Raw genomic sequence first — 16,713 nt, forward strand, 5'->3', positions numbered from 1 at the left:
TGATCGCAACCATTGCGCGCAGACGGATTGTTCGACAAAGTTGCAATTGAAACCGACTAAGGGCGACGCAGCGCGGCGTAGCTCCTTATATAATCGGTAGTCGCAAGCTCCTGCACGGGGCACCGCGCTTTAGGAGCAAAAATCAAATGATCCGTACATTTCTCGTAACCGGCGCCAGCGCCATTGCGCTTTTCGCCGCCTCGCCAGTTATGGCTGAAGAAGCAGCCGAGGCTGAAATCGCCACGCCAACGATGAATTTTGGCGATTGGGGTTTTGATCCCGCTGGTCTCGACGCAGGCATTGATCCGGGCGATGATTTCTTCGCTTACGTCAATGCGAAATGGCTCGCCGCAAATCCGCTTCCTGCTGAATTTTCGCGATTTGGAGCCTTCAATTTGCTGCGCGAGAAATCGACCAGCGATGTAAAAACATTGGTTGACGAATTGGTGGCGCAGGATGGCAGCCTGTCTGCGGATGAGCAGCGGATTGTCGATGCCTATAAATCCTATATCGATAGCGATGCGATTGAAGCTGCTGGACTGGCACTGGCGCGGCCCCATCTGAACGATATTTTCAGCGCCAGAACGATGGATAGCTTGGTAAAAGTCTGGTCACAGCCGGGAATGAGCTCGCCGATTGGCGGGTTCGTGACGGTCGATCAGAAGCAGCCTGACACCTATGTCACTTACATCGGCACTGGCGGTCTTGGCCTGCCCGACCGTGATTATTATCTCGGTGACAGCGAGAAAGACCTCGGCATTCAGATCAAATATATCGAGTATCTGACCTTCCTCGCGAAAGAAGCGGGTTACTCCGACCCGGAGCGCACAGCGCAAGCAGTCTATGGTTTTGAGGACCGGATCGCGCGGGTCATTTCATGGGATCGCGCTGTCAGCCGAAATCGTGACCTGACTTATAACGCTGTTACCCCTGCCGAGCTGGTCGCGATGGCGGGCGAATTCCCGGTCACCACGATGCTAAAGGAAACCGGCTTCGACAAAGCGACCAAATTCGTCGTCCCGCAAATGCCGCCAACCGAAGATGAAATCGCCGAGCTGGGCCTGACCGACGAGATGCTGGCGAAAATCGGCAAGGGCACGCCGGGTATGTTCGAGGTGATGAGCGACACACCGATTGCCACACTGCAAGCGTGGACGGCCCTGCAGTTCCTGTCGGGCAATTCGGATGTATTGCCTTCACGGTTTGAAGAGGCGAACTTCGAGTTCTTCGGCAAGACCCTGCGCGGTCAACCGGAACAGCGCCCACGTTGGAAACGTGCAATTGACGAAACCGAAGGCCATTTGGGCGAGGTTTTGGGCAAGAGCTACGTCGCGCGCTATTTCCCTGAGGAAAACAAGGCGGCGATGGATGAACTCGTCGCCAATCTCGGCAAAGCTATGGCGCAGAGCATCGATGAAATCGACTGGATGGGCGATGCAACCAAAGAACAGGCCATGGCCAAGCTCAACAGCTTTGATCCGAAAATCGGTTACCGCGACAATCTGGAAACCTACGAAGGTCTGACCATTGTTGGCGACAATCCGATTGCCAACCGGATGTCGTCAGCGATGTGGGGTTTCAAGGACAATCTCGCCAAATTGGGCGCGCCGATTGACCGGACCGAGTGGTTTATGCTGCCGCAGACAGTCAACGCCTATTACAACGCAACCAAGAACGAAATCGTGTTCCCGGCGGCTATTTTGCAGCAACCGTTCTTTGGTATTTCGGCTGATCCCGCTGTGAATTACGGCGCGATTGGCGGCGTGATTGGCCATGAAATGGGTCACGGTTTTGATGACCAAGGTTCGAAATCGGATGCGACCGGCGAATTGCGCAATTGGTGGACCGATGCTGACCGTACTGCTTTTGACAAGCGCGGTGATGCTCTGGTTGAGCAATACAATGCATTCTGTCCGCTTGATGACGGCAAAACCTGCGTCAATGGCCGCTTTACTCTTGGCGAGAATATCGGCGATCTGGGCGGCCTAAGCCTCGCCTATCGCGCCTATAAATTGTCGCTGAACGGGGCAGAAGATGCAGTGATTGACGGGCTGACCGGCGATCAACGCTTCTTCCTCGCATGGGCGCAAGTCTGGCGTTCGCAGCAGCGCGAAGATAATGCCCGCCAGCGTCTGCGGACCGACAGTCACAGCCCGGAAGAATACCGGGTCAATGGCGTCGTGCGCAATATGGACGCATGGTATGACGCGTTCGGTATAACTCCAGACGATGATATGTATCTGCCGCCGGAGGAGCGTATTACCATCTGGTAGGCGCCTTTCCGAAGCAAAAGACGGCACCAATCGCGCTCTCTTTCCTTCGCGGGAAAGGGGGCGCTTTGGGTTTGAGGCTGCCAGTACCTCTTGACTATCCGCCCTCCATGTTCATGAGGCGTGTCCCATGGACCAAACCCTCACCGCTATCCTCCTCGGCATTGTCGAAGGCCTCACCGAATTTGTGCCCGTCTCATCGACTGGCCACCTCATTCTTGCGTCGGAATTGTTCGGATATGATTCTGCGCAATGGGCAATGTTTAATGTCGTGATCCAATTGGGCGCGATTCTGGCTGTTGTTGTCCAATATTGGTCGACATTCTGGAATGCCGGGATTGGCGTGCTGAAACTGGAATCCGAAGGGCTTCGGTTTGCCCGCAATATCTTGTTGGCGTTCATTCCTTCGGCAATTCTCGGATTGGCGCTGAAGGACCAGATCGACATCATGCTCGGTAGCCCGTCCATCGTGGCTTGGGCACTGATTATCGGCGGTATCGCCATCTTGGGTATCGAGAAAGTCGCAAAGCCTGGCAACGATATCAAAGTGGCCGATCTGCCGATAAAGCAAGTGATTGGCGTGGGCCTCGCTCAATGCGTGGCGATGATCCCCGGCGTCAGCCGCTCGGGTGCGACAATTATGGGCGCGCTTGCGATGGGTGTGGGGCGCAAGACTGCCGCTGAATTCTCGTTCTTCCTTGCCGTGCCCACCATGATCGGCGCGACCTTTCTGGAATTGGTGACCAAGGGCGATCAACTCAACGCCGGAACCACCAGCGTGGGTTGGTGGGAAATCGGGATCGGGTTCGCGGTCAGCTTCGTGGTCGCTCTGGCGGTTATTCGGGCGTTTGTCGCCTATGTCAGCAAGCACGGTTTCGCGCCGTTCGCGTGGTACCGGATTGTCATCGGTGGTGCGGCAGTGGTGTGGTTGACCATGAGGTAAGTAGTTAAATTAGCTGAATGATTCGAGAGAAAGCGCGATTATTCGGGTGACCCAGACGAATAATTGGAACCAAACACTGAATTACAACGTTTATTTGGCGTAATGTAATTTGGAAACACGATTATGGGCTTGGCAATTTTGTTTGCGATCGGGGGGGTCCTCGGTTGGTTATCATCGATTATCCAGTCGCAGACAGATGGTCGCGAGATATTGATGGACATTGGTGCAGGTGTGCTCGGCGCGCTGCTTCTTGGCCTGCTGATGTCATCAAGCTCTTTGGTTAAGGAGATCAGCGCCAGCACGTTCTTCTTTGGTTGTATCGGGGCAGCAGGCGGTTTGTTGGTCGCCCACATGGTCCGTCGCGGAATTCCAGGATAGAACGCCGTTAAACCGGTTCCGCTCCGCTCCCTCTGCCTCCGCGCAGCAAATATTCCTGCGTACCGCGATGTACCACATTATCGACATCGATCACCGCCGAATTGGCATAGGTAAAGGCAGGCGATAGATTGCGATAAAGCCGGTCAAAGTCGCGCTCGACCGTTTGACGATACAAATCCTCAAAGCTTTCAATCACGAAATAAGTCGGCTGCAAATCGCTGATAACGTAATCGGTGCGCATTACGCGGTCGACATTCAGCATGATCCGGTTCGGACTTTGCGCCTCCACCGCGAAGACAATCTCTGCGGGACCCGACAGAATACCAGCGCCATAAGCGCGCACATCGTCACCCTCCATCATCAGGCCGAATTCGACCGTGTACCAATAGAGCGCGCCCAATGCTTTCAGGCGGTTATATTTCATCGCCTTCCATCCGGCCTTGCCATATTCCTGCATGTAATCGGCAAACACCGGATCGGTCAGCATCGGCACATGGCCGAACACATCGTGGAACACGTCGGGTTCCTGAATGTAGTCAAACGTTTCGCGGGTGCGGATGAAATTGCCTGCGGGGAAGCGGCGGTTCGCCAGATGCCAGAAAAACACATGATCGGGAATCAACATCGGCACGGGCACTACCGACCAACCTGTCAAACTGCCCAGCTCTTCGGACAACTTGCCAAATTCGGGCACGCCGCCGCGGCCCAGATCCAGCTTCTCGCAGCCCGCCATAAAGGCGGTTGCCGCGCGGCCCGGCAGGATCGCCATTTGCCGCTCGAACAATTCATCCCAAATTGCATTTTGCTCTGCGCCATAATTCGCTTGCTTTGGCTCAAGCCAGTCTTCCCCCACATGCTCCGGCTTTTTCAGCGGCGCGGTGAAGACATCTTCCGGCATTTCGGGCAGCGTGGCAAAATCGCTAAGAGGCTCTATTACTGTCTGGGTCATATCGGCTGAAAGCTTTAGCAGCCGCAGGGTTAAGAAACAAATTTGTGAAGAGATAGACGATGGGGAAGCTGAAGCGCACAGAATATGAAGAATTGCTCGAGCCGATGGAGGAAGAACTGGTCGCGATGGCGCGCTGGGCCAAACATTCCGGCGCGCGCATCTGCGTGATTTTTGAAGGGCGGGATACCGCAGGAAAGGGCGGAGCCATCCGCGCAGTCGGCGAGCGATTAAACCCGCGCCAATGCAATGTCGTTGCGCTGTCAAAGCCGAATGAGCGCGAAATGACTCAGTGGTATTTCCAGCGATATGTTCCCTATTTGCCCGCCGCCGGGGAAATAGTCCTGTTCGACCGCAGCTGGTATAACCGTGCTGGCGTTGAGAAAGTCATGGGCTTCACCAGCGAGGACAAGGTTGCACGATTTTTGGAAGAAGCGCCCAAATTTGAAAAAATGCTGATCGATGACGGGATATTACTGTTCAAATATTGGCTGACGACTGATCAGGAAAAACAGGAAGAAAGGCTTACGGAAAGGCTGGAAGACCCGTTGAAGCGGTGGAAACTGTCACCGATCGATTTGGCCGCCCGCGAGCAATATGACGCCTACACTCAGGCCCGCGAAGCAATGCTGAAGGCTACCCACACAGACCATGCGCCTTGGACACTGGTGGATTTCAATGACCAGAAACAGGGACGGCTGACATTGGTGCGCAATTTGCTCGACCGGATGCCTGACACGCATATCGAGCCGCCAGCTCTGGCATTTCCCGAGCTTGGCCATGACCCGATTTCGGAAAGTTACTCGGTCTTGAAACCGATCGCCGATTACACGCCGTGACCCGGTTGTGCTTGGCCGAGATGCCCGAGATTTTCCTACATTGCCAGTTTAGGGCAGGAGAGTTCATCGCTCTTTGACATTGTCAGCTTCCGTGACCGCATTGGCAGCATTTTTGCTGCTCGGGATTTTTCGGAAATCAAAGCCCGAGCAAATGTGTAACCCGTATCCCAACAGGCAAACCGTATGAAATCAGGCAATTACCAAAGGTGTGTTAGGTTACAGGTGTAACCCTAAGCCCCACATTCGTCGTCGCCGCTAGCTGGCCCGTTCGAACAAAGCGGCGATACCCTGACCGCCGCCGATGCACATGGTTTCAAGCCCGAAGCGGGCTTCGCGCCGGTGCATTTCATGCGCCATATCGGCCAGAATGCGTCCGCCGGTCGCGCCAATCGGATGGCCGAGTGAAATGCCCGATCCATTGACGTTGAGCATATCCATCCGGCTGTCATTCTCTGACCAACCCCAGCCTTTAAGCACCGCCAGAACCTGCGGCGCAAAGGCTTCGTTAAGTTCGACCAGATCGATGTCGGCCCAACCTTTGCCGCTGCGCGCGAACAGCCGTTCGGTCGCTGGCACAGGGCCGATACCCATTCGCGCCGGATCGCACCCGGCGGCGGCCCAACTGTCAAACCACAGCAAAGGTTCAAGGCCGAGTTCTTCTAATTTGTCCTCGCCTACCACCAGGCAGGCTGCGGCGGCGTCATTTTGCTGGCTGGCATTGCCTGCGGTTACCACGGCATCAGGATTGGTTTTGCCTTCGAGCGCTCGCAAAGCGCCAAGGCTTTCGAGGCTTGCATCAGCGCGGAAGCCTTCATCTTTGGCGAATATCACGGCATCGCCGCGCCTTTGGGGGATTTCAACAGGCACCATCTGTGCATCGAATTTACCAGCATCCCAAGCCGCAGCCGCATTTTGGTGGCTCCTCACAGCATATGCGTCCGATGCCTCGCGACTGATGTCATAATCCTTGGCCAGGTTTTCGGCGGTTTCGATCATGCCGGTAATCACGCCGAACCGTTCGATTGGCTGGCTCATCAACCGGCCCCGCGTCAGCCGGTCGTGCAACGTCATATCGCCGAACCGCACGCCTTGGCGCAGATCGGTGGTGTAATGCTCGACATTGGACATGCTCTCAACACCGCCTGCGACCACTACATCAGCCGCGCCGGTTTGAATCATCATTGCGGCGTTTATGACCGCTTGCAGGCCAGAGCCGCAGCGGCGGTCCAATTGATAGCCGGGCACTTCGATAGGCAAGCCAGCGGCGAGCCAGCTCCAATGGCCGATCGACGGTGCCTCCGCGCTGCCATAGCCTTGGCTGAATACCACATCGTCGACCCGCTCGGGATCGATACCGCTGCGCTCGATCAACGCCTTGAGAATTACCGCGCCAAGCGGCCCGGCCTCCATCGGCGCAAGCGATCCAAGGAATTTGCCGACCGGCGTGCGGAGCGGGCTGACGATTGCGGCGCGGCGAAGTGTCATGATTTGTCCTTATTTGAATGGGCATCACTACCGGCAACGATTCCGGCGTCCATCAACTTGCCAATTGCGCCCGAACCCAGTCCGAGCCGTTCAGCGAGAATTTCTTCGCTGCTCGCGCCAAGGAACGGTGCTGGCTGCGGATCACCGCGAGTGTGGCCCGGCATATTGGCGAAGGGGCCGGGGGCCGGATAGTCAAAGCCGCTGGGGTTGGCAGGCGATGTGCCAAACAGCGGATTATCCGTGACCAGATCGGGGTCGGTCGCGGCCTCGTGCATCGTGCGGTATCGTTCGAAAGTGGCGCCAGCGGCTGCGAGCCGCCTGGCCAGATCATCATAGGAAAACTGGTCGGCCACGCTTTGAAACAGCGCGAACAATTCTTCGCGGTGGGTGAAGCGGAAATGGTCGCTGGCGCTGAAGGATACGCCGTGTTTACTCTCGATTGCGCCCACTTGCCCGGCCACATCAAACGCCTCGACCAATCCGGCCCATTGTTTGTTGGTCAATGCTGCGACCATAAAGCGCTTGCCGTCTCTTGAACGGAAGTCGCGCCCGAAAGCGCCCCAAATTGCATTGCCAAGCCGCTGCCTGTCGCCGCCGCGATAGAGCATTTCCGCCATCGCACCGCTATTGGCCACAGTGCCAATTGCGACATCGCCAAGCGGAATACGAACTTCGCTGCCTTCGCCGGTGACATCACGGTGGCGTAATGCCGCCATCAGCGCGAACGCAGTATAAGCGCCGGTGATGAAGTCCCATGCAGGGAGCGTCTGGTTGACCGGCGGGGCGCTGTCCTGATCCCATTCGGCGGGGCCAGTCATCAGCGGGTATCCGCTGGCAGCGTTGACAGTAAAATCCATCGCCTGGCGTCCGTCACCCCAGCCCATAATCCGCACAGTAATCATGTCATCGCGCCCGGCCTTCAGGACTTCATGAGAAAGGAAGCTTTTCTCCGGAACATTGGTAATTATCTGGCCGGTCTTGCGCGCCAGTTCCTGCACCAATTCGCGCCCCTCTGCCGTGCGCATATTTACCGCGACGCTTTTCTTGGCGCGGTTCAGATTTTCCCAGCTGAGCGAGCGGCCCTCTTCGGTTAGTTGATAGCGGTCATAATCAAGTCCGCCGCCGATCTGGTCGACGCGGATAACCTCGGCCCCCATTTGCGCGCAGTATAGTCCCGCAGTCGGCGAGGCGACAAAGCTCGACACCTCGATAATCGAAAGGCCGCTCAGTAAATTGTACATTACGCGTCAACTCCGGCAGCAAATTGGCGAAGCATATTCTTGGCGATGACGAGCTGGAGGATCTGTGTGGTGCCCTCATAAATCGTGTAGATACGGGCATCTCGGTAAAACCGTTCTGCCTCATACTCGGCCAGATAGCCTGCGCCGCCATGGATCTGGACACAGCGATCGGCGACACGGTTGCACATTTCGGAGGCGAACATTTTTGCGCTGGCGCATTCGATGATTGCTTTACCCTTGTCGGCTTTCGCGCTGGCATCGCGCAGCATACATTCGGCCGCATAGATTTCGGCTTTGCTATCCGCAAGCATGGCTTGGATTAGCTGGAAATTGGCAATCGGTTCGCCAAATGCCTTGCGCTCATTGGCATAACGCATTGCGGTGTCGAGAATGCGCTGAGCATATCCCGCGCTCGCCGCGCCGACCGACAGGCGGCCATTGTCGAGGCTCTGCATGGCGGTGGCAAAACCGCGGCCTTCCTCCCCGCCCAGCAGCGCATTGCCCGGCAGCTTGACATCATCGAGATAAATATCGGCAATATGGCTGCCCGATTGGCCCATCTTACGATCGGGCTTTCCAACCGATATGCCGGGCGTATCCATCGGCACCAGAAAGGCGCTGACATGGGCGTTCTTCGGCAAAGCCTCGTCATTGGTGCGTGCCATGATTAGCCCCAGTTTAGCGTGCGGAGCGTTGGTGATGTATCGTTTCGCGCCATTGAGGACGTAGCCATTGCCGTCCTTCTTGGCAGTCGTTGCCATCGCGGCGCTATCCGATCCGGACCCGGGCTCGGTAAGGCCAAAACAGGCGATTTCACCGGCTGCTAGGCGCGGCAGCCATTCGGCTTTTTGATCGGCGGTGCCTGAGTTCTTGAGCGCCGAACAAACCATGCCAAGATTGATTGAAGCAATTGAGCGATAGGCTGGCATCGCATAAGATAACGTCCTGATCGTCTCCACATATTGCGGCACGTTCATGCCGCTGCCGCCATATTCTTCGGGCGTGGTCAGCCCGAATAGACCCATCTCGCGCATTTCGTTGATCAACTCTTCGGGGATGCGGTCGTTGGCGATGACCTCCTCTTCTGCCGGGATCAGCCGTTCGCGGACATAACGCTTCAATTGTTCTATAAATTGATCGAAAATGTCCGCGTCCATGCCTGCGTTTGGGGCTGTTGGCGTGCTGGTTTCTGCCATGGCGTCATCCTCTTTACTGTGTCGCAATTATCGTTGAATCTTGCTTAGGACTCGGGCGGCCCATCGCTATCTTGGCTATCTTCGGCCTGAGCAGTTTCAGCTTCACCGGCTTGCTGGGCGGGCAATCGTTTTGCCTCAATCATTTCGGCGGCTTCATCCAATGCGCGCGCTTCGCCCACGCTGACGCCGCCGGGGCCGGGATCATTATCCGCCGCACCGCAGGCGCTGAGCAGCAGTGCCGAAACGAAGATCACAATTTTTTTCATCTCGCCACCATAGCGCGCTGGCGGCAAAGGAAAAGCGGGTGAATCGACTGAACGATCCACCCGCTTCCGAAATTCTAACTCAGGTTGATTAGTTACCGAGTTCTTTCTTGGCAGCATCAACACCCTTGTCGATCAGGCGATTGCCTTCTTTCTTAGCAGCGTTTTCGCCAGCTCTCTGACGTTCAGCGGCAACATCGCGAGCAGTCGCCTCTGCAGCATCACCCGCATCGTCGGCTTCTTGCGCGACGACGGCGGAGGTATCAGTGGAAGCTTCTGAGACATTGGTATCTGCAGCGGCATCGGCAACCGGCGCTTCTTCGACTGGCTCGACAGCTTCTTCAGCAATTTCTTCGACGCTTTCGGCTTCCGCTTCAACCGATGCGTCTTCTGATGTTCCGCAAGCGGCCAAAGCCAGAGCGGCCGACGATGCGAATGCAGTGTAAAGAATCTTTCTCATTATATACTCCCATGAATTTTTGGGCTGCGTTTGGCATTTGGCCGGCAGCGAGTCGCTCCAATACCTTGCCTGAGCGCGAACCGCAAAGCCCATATCTGTGGGCAACATCAGTTTACAGGTGTTCCCGCCGTCACCGCGGTCTGCCAAGAGGCCGCGCATGGCGATTAATATAGAAGATGATGGCAAGCTTGATCTTGCGCGTGAGAAATTGCGGACGATCTTCGGGTTCGAGAGCTTTCGCGGGCGTCAGGCAGAGGTTGTCTCTCGAATTTTGGGAGGGCAATCGACACTGGCGGTAATGCCGACAGGTGCCGGTAAGTCGCTGACCTATCAATTGCCTGCGACAATGCAGCACGGCACTTGCATAGTTATTTCGCCCTTGATTGCGTTAATGCATGACCAATTGCGCGCAGCCACCGCCAATGGGATCAGGGCCGCTACGCTGACCAGCGCCGATGCCGATTGGCGCGAGACAATGGATGCCTATCGTGCTGGCGAGCTGGACTTGCTGTACGTTGCGCCCGAACGCGCCAGCCAGTCGCGTTTTTGTGACTTTCTGACATCGTCCCCGATTGCCCTATTCGCAATTGACGAGGCGCATTGCGTTTCGGAGTGGGGGCATGATTTCAGGCCCGATTATCGCCAGCTCCTGCCGCTGCTGGAACGTTTTCCCGATGTGCCGCGGCTTGCGTTAACCGCAACCGCAGATCAGCGCACCCGCGCCGATATTCTGACCCAGCTTGGCATTCCGCAGGATGGGTTGATCTTGGCCGGATTCGACCGGCCCAATATCCGATACACTATCCGTCACCGAGAAAATCCTGTGCGCCAGATAGAAGCGTTGATGAAGGAGCAGCCGGGGCCAGGCATCGTCTATGCCCCAACCCGGCGCAAGGTTGAGGATATTGCCGAAAAGCTTGCAGCGGCCACTGGCCGCAATGTGCTGCCCTATCACGCAGGGCTTCCTGCTGAAGAACGCAGTGCCAATCAGGCTGAATTTGTTGCTTCGGAAGATATGGTGATCGTCGCCACGATCGCTTTCGGCATGGGAATTGATAAGCCCGATGTGCGGTTTGTTGCGCACGCTGGCATCCCCAAATCAATCGAGGCCTATTATCAGGAAACCGGCCGTGCCGGGCGCGATGGCGATCCGGCGAATGCGGTTATGTTCTGGGGTGCGGGTGATTTTGCGCAAGCGCGGCAGCGGGTCACAGAACTTCCAGAAGAACGGCGGAATGACGAACGCGCACGTTTAGACATGCTCGATTCGCTGGTGGAAACGCCGGGGTGCCGCAGGGCGGTTTTACTGAGGCATTTCGGCGAAGACCCGGAGGCGACATGCGGCAATTGCGACAATTGCCTCGATCCGCCCAAAGTTTCCGATGTTACTCAAACCGCGCGCAAATTGTTGTCGGCAGTTTACCGGACCGGCCAGAGCTTCGGCTTCGGTCATATCCAAAAAGTTTTGACCGGCAGCACCGATGACCGTGTCGAGCAGCGTGGTCACGACCAGCTCAGCGTCTTCGGGATTGTCGCTGGTGACGAAGCTGAAATGCTAAAGCCTCTGTCCCGCGCACTACAGGCTCGCGGCGCTCTGGTTTCAACCGAACATGGGGGACTGGCGCTCGGCGGTGATGCGCCGGCGATTTTGAAAGGCGACCAGGCTGTCGAAATCGTGATCCCGCCAAAAGCCAATAAGCGTAATGGCAGGGGGGCGAGGGGCGGCGCACCCAATCCGATCGGCGATCCGTTGTTTGAGGCGCTGCGAGAGTTGCGGCGCGAATTGGCATTGGAGGCGCAAGTTCCGCCTTATGTAATTTTTCACGATGCTACCTTGCGCGAATTGGCTGAAGCACGCCCTGCCTCGATCGGCGAATTTGGCAAAATCGGCGGAGTGGGAGCCAAGAAGCTGGCGGCGCATGGCAACGCGTTTCTCTCGGTCATTCGTGAATATTGACATTTCCTGCATTTGATATAAACATGATATCATAATTATATCAGGCTTTGGTGAGGGAAATGAATATGAATAAAGTATCAGGCGCGATGAATGTCAGCCGTGAACGCTCTGCGAAATCCTATAGCGGTTATTTAATGTTGCTGGTCATGCTTGCGCTTGTCGCGCTGGCCGTGCTGGCAATTGCCAATGGCGCTCCGGCCAATGGTGCTCCGAAATCCGCGAAACTGATATTCGCTGGTACCTTGGTTGGTTCAATTCTCGGGCTGCTTTTCTTCGCCGCCGGGTTCTTCATGGTGCAGCCCAATCAGGCAGCGGTAATCACGCTTTTCGGCGAATATCGCGGTTCCGAACGGACTGAGGGATTGCGCTGGGTGTGGCCCTGGATGATGCGAAAGAAAATCAGCGCGCGAGCCCACAACATCCATTCGGAGCGAGTTAAGATCAATGATTTGCGCGGTAATCCGATCGAAATTGCCTGCAATGTCGTGTGGCGTGTTTCTGATACGGCGCAAGCGAGTTTCGATGTCGATGATTATAAGGAATTCGTGAATATCCAGATCGAAGCCGGTCTTCGTACGGTCGGTTCGCGGCATCCGTATGATGATTTTGAAGGCGAGGAAGTCACGCTCCGCTCGGGCGGTGATGTGATCAATCGCGAACTGTTGGTCGAACTTAACGACCGGTTGATGGTTGCGGGGATCACGGTTGATGAAGCTGGCCTGACGCACCTTGCCTATGCATCGGAAATCGCCAGTGCGATGCTGAAGCGCCAACAGGCTGACGCGATTATCGCAGCACGTAAGAAAATCGTTCTTGGCGCGGTGGGTATGGTTGAAGATGCGCTTACAAAGCTGAAAGACGATGACATTGTTGAGCTGGATGCCGAGCGGCGTGCCGCGATGGTGTCGAACCTGCTGGTTGTTCTGTGCGGCGAACGTGAAGCGCATCCAGTGGTCAATGCCGGCTCGCTTTATTGATAGAGATATTTAGAAAGCGGCGCGATGCCCTCCTCCAAATCCAAAAAGGCTTTCGCCCTCCGTCTCGATCCTGCCGTTCACGGCGCGGTCGAACGGCTGGCGGCAGGAGAGCTTAGATCTGCCAACGCGCAGATTGAAATTCTCTTGCGAGAGGCCTTGAAGAAGCGCGGAATCGAGGTGGCGGTCAGTACACGGGCAAAGCGTGGCAGGCCGCCCAAGACTTAGCCCGTCATTAACCCTTTTCCTATATCGCCGGAGGTATGACCTATGCTGCTCAGACCTTGCCCGCCCGTCCTTCGCTCAAGCTAATCGGGCTGATAGCCGCGATAGCCGTTGGTGCCATTCCTGCGGCGGCAGTTTTCGCTCAAGAAGGCGGAGCCTTCACAGTGGTAGAAACCGGCCGCAGCTATTCTAAGCTGCAAGATGCGGTGAACGTTATTGGCAATGGCACAGGCACCATCTCGATAGCTGAGGGCACGCACCGCCAATGCGCGGTCCAGACCGGCGGCTCCGTTTCCTTCCTGGCTGAGAAGCCAGGGACTGCAATCTTCGATAGCGTTACGTGCGAGGGCAAGGCTGCGTTAGTGCTGAGGGGCCGTGAAGCCAGCGTTTCTGGCTTGGTCTTCCGCAGGATGGCAGTCCGCGACTTCAACGGAGCAGGCATTCGCCTCGAACAAGGCAATCTGACGGTTGCCCAAAGCTGGTTCTTGGACAGCCAACAAGGAATTCTGTCGGCCAACGATTCGGGCGGCATAATCGTAATCGACAAATCGACATTCTCCGGCCTTGGAACTTGTGAAGGCGGCGGCGGTTGCGCGCATTCGGTCTATATCGGTGACTATGGGCATCTGCGGATTACGCGAAGCCGGTTTGAGAAGGGGCGCGGAGGCCATTATGTGAAATCGCGCGCAGCACGGGTTGATATCGCCTCCTCCAGTTTTGATGATTCGGCCGGAATTGCGACCAACTATATGATCGACCTGCCAGCAGGCTCGACCGGCCAAATTACCAACAACTGGTTTGTGCAGGGAGAGAATAAGGAGAATTGGTCGGCATTTATTGCTGTCGGCGCAGAATCCAAAATCCATCCCTCCGATGGATTGCAGATTGCAGGAAATGACGCACGGCTTGCTCCCTCGGTAAGCCGCAACACCACTTTCGTGGCCGATTGGACCGGCGAAGAACTTGCCATTGGCTCCAACAATCTGGGTCAGGGGCTGGAGCGTTACGACCGCCGTTGGTGATTTCAGGGCAATTGGTGCTAGACATTGCCGCCCTAGATGCGGTTGATTTGGCAAGGTCTGACACAGAATTATAGTGCCGTGAGGCAGCAGCGCTGCTACGCGGACCGCTAGAGTTCACCAAATTTCCGAAAGACATCGCATGCTCAGCCGCCTGTTTATCTGGTTGCAATATATATTACCCCAGCACGCGATTTCGCGCCTCGCCGGCCGGGCCGCGAGCAGCGGCCGGCCTTGGCTGCGCGACAGGTTAATCCGCCGATTTGCTAAGTCTTACCGCGTAAACATGGCAGAATCTGAGCGCGGACTCGACCAGTTCAGCTCGTTCAACGATTTTTTCACTCGCAGCCTCAAGCCTGGCTCTCGGCCTTTGGCGGATGCGGCGACAGAAGTGCTCAGCCCCGCTGATGGGGCGGTCAGCCAGCTTGGCACAATCAAACAAGGCCGGATATTCCAAGCCAAGGGCCAAAGTTACACCGCTACCGAGTTGCTTGGCGGCGATGCGGCGCTGGCCGCGAAGTTTGATGGCGGCAGTTTCATGACAATTTACCTGTCGCCAAGTGATTACCACAGGGTTCACATGCCCGTCGGTGGATCGCTCAACAGCACTGCCTACATTCCCGGCGAATTGTTCTCGGTCAACACGGTTACTGCAGAAAATGTCCCACGCCTTTTTTCGCGCAATGAGCGCCTGTCTTGCGTGTTCGACACCGATCATGGCTCGGTAGCCAGCGTCATGGTCGGAGCGATGATTGTCGCGAGTATCGAAACTGTTTGGAGCGGACTTGTTACACCGCACCGCAAGTCAATCGACATTCAGCAATTTGGCGGTGCTGCGGGACCAGCGCCTAAATTGGCAGCAGGCGCAGAAATGGGCCGTTTTCTGCTCGGTTCGACTGTGGTGCTCTTGTTCGAGCCAGGCAAAGTGCATTGGTCGCCCGAGCTGAAGGCTGGCCATACGTTGCGAATGGGGCAATCAATCGGAACGTTCGCAGATTAGCCCGAGCCGAATGCCGGAGGATAGGTGACCACGCCTTGCGGTGTCCCGCCTTCCAAAACCAGTCGCTGGAAATATTGCGGCGGCGGTCCGGGATAGGACAATGCGGGATCATGTTGGAACCCAAATCGGCCATAATAATCAGGGTTTCCCAACAGAACGATGCCGCACGCTCCTGCTGCACGAAGATCCGCAATCCCGCGCTCGATCAACTGAGCACCGATTGATTGCCTCTGCAATTCGGGCGTTACCGAAACCGGCCCAAGGTCGTACCAATTCGGAGTGCCATCGCTGATCGACACCCGGGAAAAAGCGATGTGTCCAGCGAGGCCCGACGCTGTCTCTGCGACTAAGGACAGCGCAAGATCGCCATCGGCGCGCAGAGTGTCGATCAGGTCTTGCTCGTCGCCATCGCTAAACGGCATATCGCGAAATGCCGCTTCGGTTAGTGTATAGATCGCCTTGTAGTCCCTTGGTTCCTCGGGACGGATGGTGATTGCAGTCATTTGAGTAAATGCCCTGAGCGGTCGCGCTTGGTCGCCAGATATTGGCGGTTATGCGGGTTGTCCGGCAGTTGATGTTGCACGCGCTCACTTATGATAACTCCGGCCCCGGTCAGCGCATCGACCTTTTTCGGATTGTTGGTCATCAACCGAATCGACCGAACGCCTATAAGCTCCAGCATCCTCGCCGCGACCGGAAAATCGCGCGCCTCGTCGGGAAGGCCAAGTCGCCGGTTCGCATCGACAGTGTCGAACCCCTGGTCTTGCAATTGATAGGCGCGCAATTTGTTGACCAATCCGATCCCGCGGCCTTCTTGCCTTAGATATAGCAGCACCCCCCAGCCGCCAGACTTCGCTTCATCCGCCATAGCGCCGAGTGCGGCATCCAGTTGCGGTCCGCAATCGCATTTCAGGCTGCCCAGAATATCGCCGGTCAGGCATTCGGAATGCAGCCGCACCAATGGTTCGCGCGCCGAATCCTGCTCACCAATGATCAACGCAACATGTTCGCGCGTGTCATCGGCACTGCGGAAGGCGATTATCTGCGCATCATCCGCAGCTGCGACCGGCAAGCGCGCCCGCGTCGCAATTGAAATCTGTGAAGTGTCTGACCACGCGTCCAGGTCGGTCGCCGAAACCCGCTCGGCTTCTCCGGCATTTTCAGGGTCCGCCATGAAAGCAGGCAGGATGCCTGCGATCCGCGCCAGTTCCATCGCCGCGACGGCAGCGCTGTGCCATTCGATCTTTTCCGCCTTGAATGGACCCTTTAGCGGATTGGCGAGATCGAGGGCGGGGTCGGCTATTGGCCGTGCCGAATTAAGAGTGAAAGAGTCTGCGCCCCGAATCAGCACTGGCGCATGTGGTTCTGCTGCATCGCGCTGATTGGCGAGCTTCAATGTGGCTGCTCGCGCTGCAGAGATAAGCATTTGGCTTGCGGTCGCATCCGCCGCTATGGCGGTCTCTACCGGCAATAAAACCGGACCATTATCCATTGCGATTGGCCAGCCATGGCGCAAG

17 protein-coding genes are annotated in these 16,713 nt (G+C 56.5%); 9 read left to right on the forward strand and 8 right to left on the reverse strand.

Annotated elements, in window-relative coordinates:
• Positions 1-146 precede the first annotated feature (146 nt).
• The 3 genes from GRI36_RS03330 to GRI36_RS03340 all read left to right on the forward strand — a co-directional run bounded on the left by GRI36_RS03330 (position 147) and on the right by GRI36_RS03340 (position 3,591).
• Positions 147-2,273, forward strand: a complete 2,127-nt coding sequence (locus GRI36_RS03330; RefSeq protein WP_160597183.1) for a M13 family metallopeptidase — start codon at positions 147-149, stop codon at positions 2,271-2,273.
• Positions 2,274-2,400: 127 nt separating this feature from the next.
• Positions 2,401-3,213 (forward strand): undecaprenyl-diphosphate phosphatase, encoded by an 813-nt coding sequence (locus GRI36_RS03335; protein ID WP_160597184.1) that lies wholly within the window; start codon positions 2,401-2,403, stop codon positions 3,211-3,213.
• A 123-nt stretch (positions 3,214-3,336) separates the two neighbouring features.
• Positions 3,337-3,591 carry a hypothetical protein gene (locus GRI36_RS03340; protein ID WP_160597185.1) on the forward strand — a complete coding sequence of 85 codons (255 nt, stop codon included), beginning with the start codon at positions 3,337-3,339 and terminating at the stop codon, positions 3,589-3,591.
• 7 nt (positions 3,592-3,598) lie between these two features.
• Here GRI36_RS03340 and phhA read toward each other — a convergent pair whose 3' ends face one another.
• The gene (gene phhA, locus GRI36_RS03345; RefSeq protein ID WP_160599019.1) at positions 3,599-4,489 is read right to left on the reverse strand and encodes a phenylalanine 4-monooxygenase; all 891 of its coding nucleotides are present in this window, start codon (positions 4,487-4,489) and stop codon (positions 3,599-3,601) included.
• Between the two features lie 110 nt (positions 4,490-4,599).
• Between phhA and ppk2 the strand changes: the two genes are divergently transcribed.
• Entirely contained in the window at positions 4,600-5,376 is a 777-nt protein-coding gene (gene ppk2, locus GRI36_RS03350) for a polyphosphate kinase 2 (RefSeq protein ID WP_160597186.1), read from the forward strand.
• A gap of 255 nt (positions 5,377-5,631) precedes the next feature.
• Here the strand turns inward: ppk2 and GRI36_RS03355 are convergent, their stop codons facing one another.
• The 5 genes from GRI36_RS03355 to GRI36_RS03370 all read right to left on the reverse strand — a co-directional run bounded on the left by GRI36_RS03355 (position 5,632) and on the right by GRI36_RS03370 (position 10,021).
• Positions 5,632-6,861: an acetyl-CoA C-acetyltransferase gene (locus GRI36_RS03355; protein ID WP_160597187.1), complete on the reverse strand. Its 1,230-nt coding sequence runs from the start codon at positions 6,859-6,861 to the stop codon at positions 5,632-5,634.
• Positions 6,858-8,102 (reverse strand): CoA transferase, encoded by a 1,245-nt coding sequence (locus tag GRI36_RS03360; protein ID WP_160597188.1) that lies wholly within the window; start codon positions 8,100-8,102, stop codon positions 6,858-6,860. Before GRI36_RS03360 ends, GRI36_RS03355 begins: the two co-directional genes overlap by 4 nt.
• The gene (locus GRI36_RS03365) at positions 8,102-9,298 is read right to left on the reverse strand and encodes an acyl-CoA dehydrogenase family protein (protein WP_235902147.1); all 1,197 of its coding nucleotides are present in this window, start codon (positions 9,296-9,298) and stop codon (positions 8,102-8,104) included. Before GRI36_RS03365 ends, GRI36_RS03360 begins: the two co-directional genes overlap by 1 nt.
• Positions 9,299-9,342: 44 nt before the next feature.
• A complete protein-coding gene (locus GRI36_RS13710) occupies positions 9,343-9,564 on the reverse strand; it encodes a hypothetical protein (protein WP_202392108.1) in 222 nt (73 codons plus the stop codon).
• Positions 9,565-9,652: 88 nt separating this feature from the next.
• Positions 9,653-10,021, reverse strand: a complete 369-nt coding sequence (locus tag GRI36_RS03370) for a hypothetical protein (protein ID WP_202392109.1) — start codon at positions 10,019-10,021, stop codon at positions 9,653-9,655.
• Between the two features lie 157 nt (positions 10,022-10,178).
• On the opposite strand from GRI36_RS03370, the gene recQ reads away from it, so the two are divergent.
• The 5 genes from recQ to asd all read left to right on the forward strand — a co-directional run bounded on the left by recQ (position 10,179) and on the right by asd (position 15,196).
• Complete coding sequence (recQ, locus tag GRI36_RS03375; protein ID WP_160597189.1) at positions 10,179-11,978, forward strand: DNA helicase RecQ; 1,800 nt, start codon at positions 10,179-10,181, stop codon at positions 11,976-11,978.
• A gap of 65 nt (positions 11,979-12,043) precedes the next feature.
• On the forward strand, positions 12,044-12,955 hold the full coding sequence (locus GRI36_RS03380) for an SPFH domain-containing protein (RefSeq protein ID WP_235902148.1): 912 nt from the start codon (positions 12,044-12,046) through the stop codon (positions 12,953-12,955).
• Between the two features lie 24 nt (positions 12,956-12,979).
• On the forward strand, positions 12,980-13,180 hold the full coding sequence (locus GRI36_RS03385) for a toxin-antitoxin system HicB family antitoxin (protein WP_160597190.1): 201 nt from the start codon (positions 12,980-12,982) through the stop codon (positions 13,178-13,180).
• 35 nt (positions 13,181-13,215) lie between these two features.
• The gene (locus GRI36_RS03390) at positions 13,216-14,199 is read left to right on the forward strand and encodes a right-handed parallel beta-helix repeat-containing protein (RefSeq protein ID WP_160597191.1); all 984 of its coding nucleotides are present in this window, start codon (positions 13,216-13,218) and stop codon (positions 14,197-14,199) included.
• Between the two features lie 283 nt (positions 14,200-14,482).
• The gene (gene asd / locus GRI36_RS03395; protein WP_235902149.1) at positions 14,483-15,196 is read left to right on the forward strand and encodes an archaetidylserine decarboxylase; all 714 of its coding nucleotides are present in this window, start codon (positions 14,483-14,485) and stop codon (positions 15,194-15,196) included.
• Here asd and GRI36_RS03400 read toward each other — a convergent pair.
• Positions 15,193-15,699 (reverse strand): GNAT family N-acetyltransferase, encoded by a 507-nt coding sequence (locus tag GRI36_RS03400; protein WP_160597193.1) that lies wholly within the window; start codon positions 15,697-15,699, stop codon positions 15,193-15,195. The two genes, asd and GRI36_RS03400, sit on opposite strands and share 4 nt — an antisense overlap.
• The gene (gene ribA / locus GRI36_RS03405) at positions 15,696-16,688 is read right to left on the reverse strand and encodes a GTP cyclohydrolase II (RefSeq protein ID WP_160597194.1); all 993 of its coding nucleotides are present in this window, start codon (positions 16,686-16,688) and stop codon (positions 15,696-15,698) included. The genes GRI36_RS03400 and ribA overlap by 4 nt, the downstream gene beginning before the upstream one ends.
• Positions 16,689-16,713: the final 25 nt, after the last annotated feature.

The sequence above is a fragment of the Pontixanthobacter gangjinensis genome, assembly GCF_009827545.1.
GTDB classification, from domain to species: domain Bacteria; phylum Pseudomonadota; class Alphaproteobacteria; order Sphingomonadales; family Sphingomonadaceae; genus Pontixanthobacter; species Pontixanthobacter gangjinensis.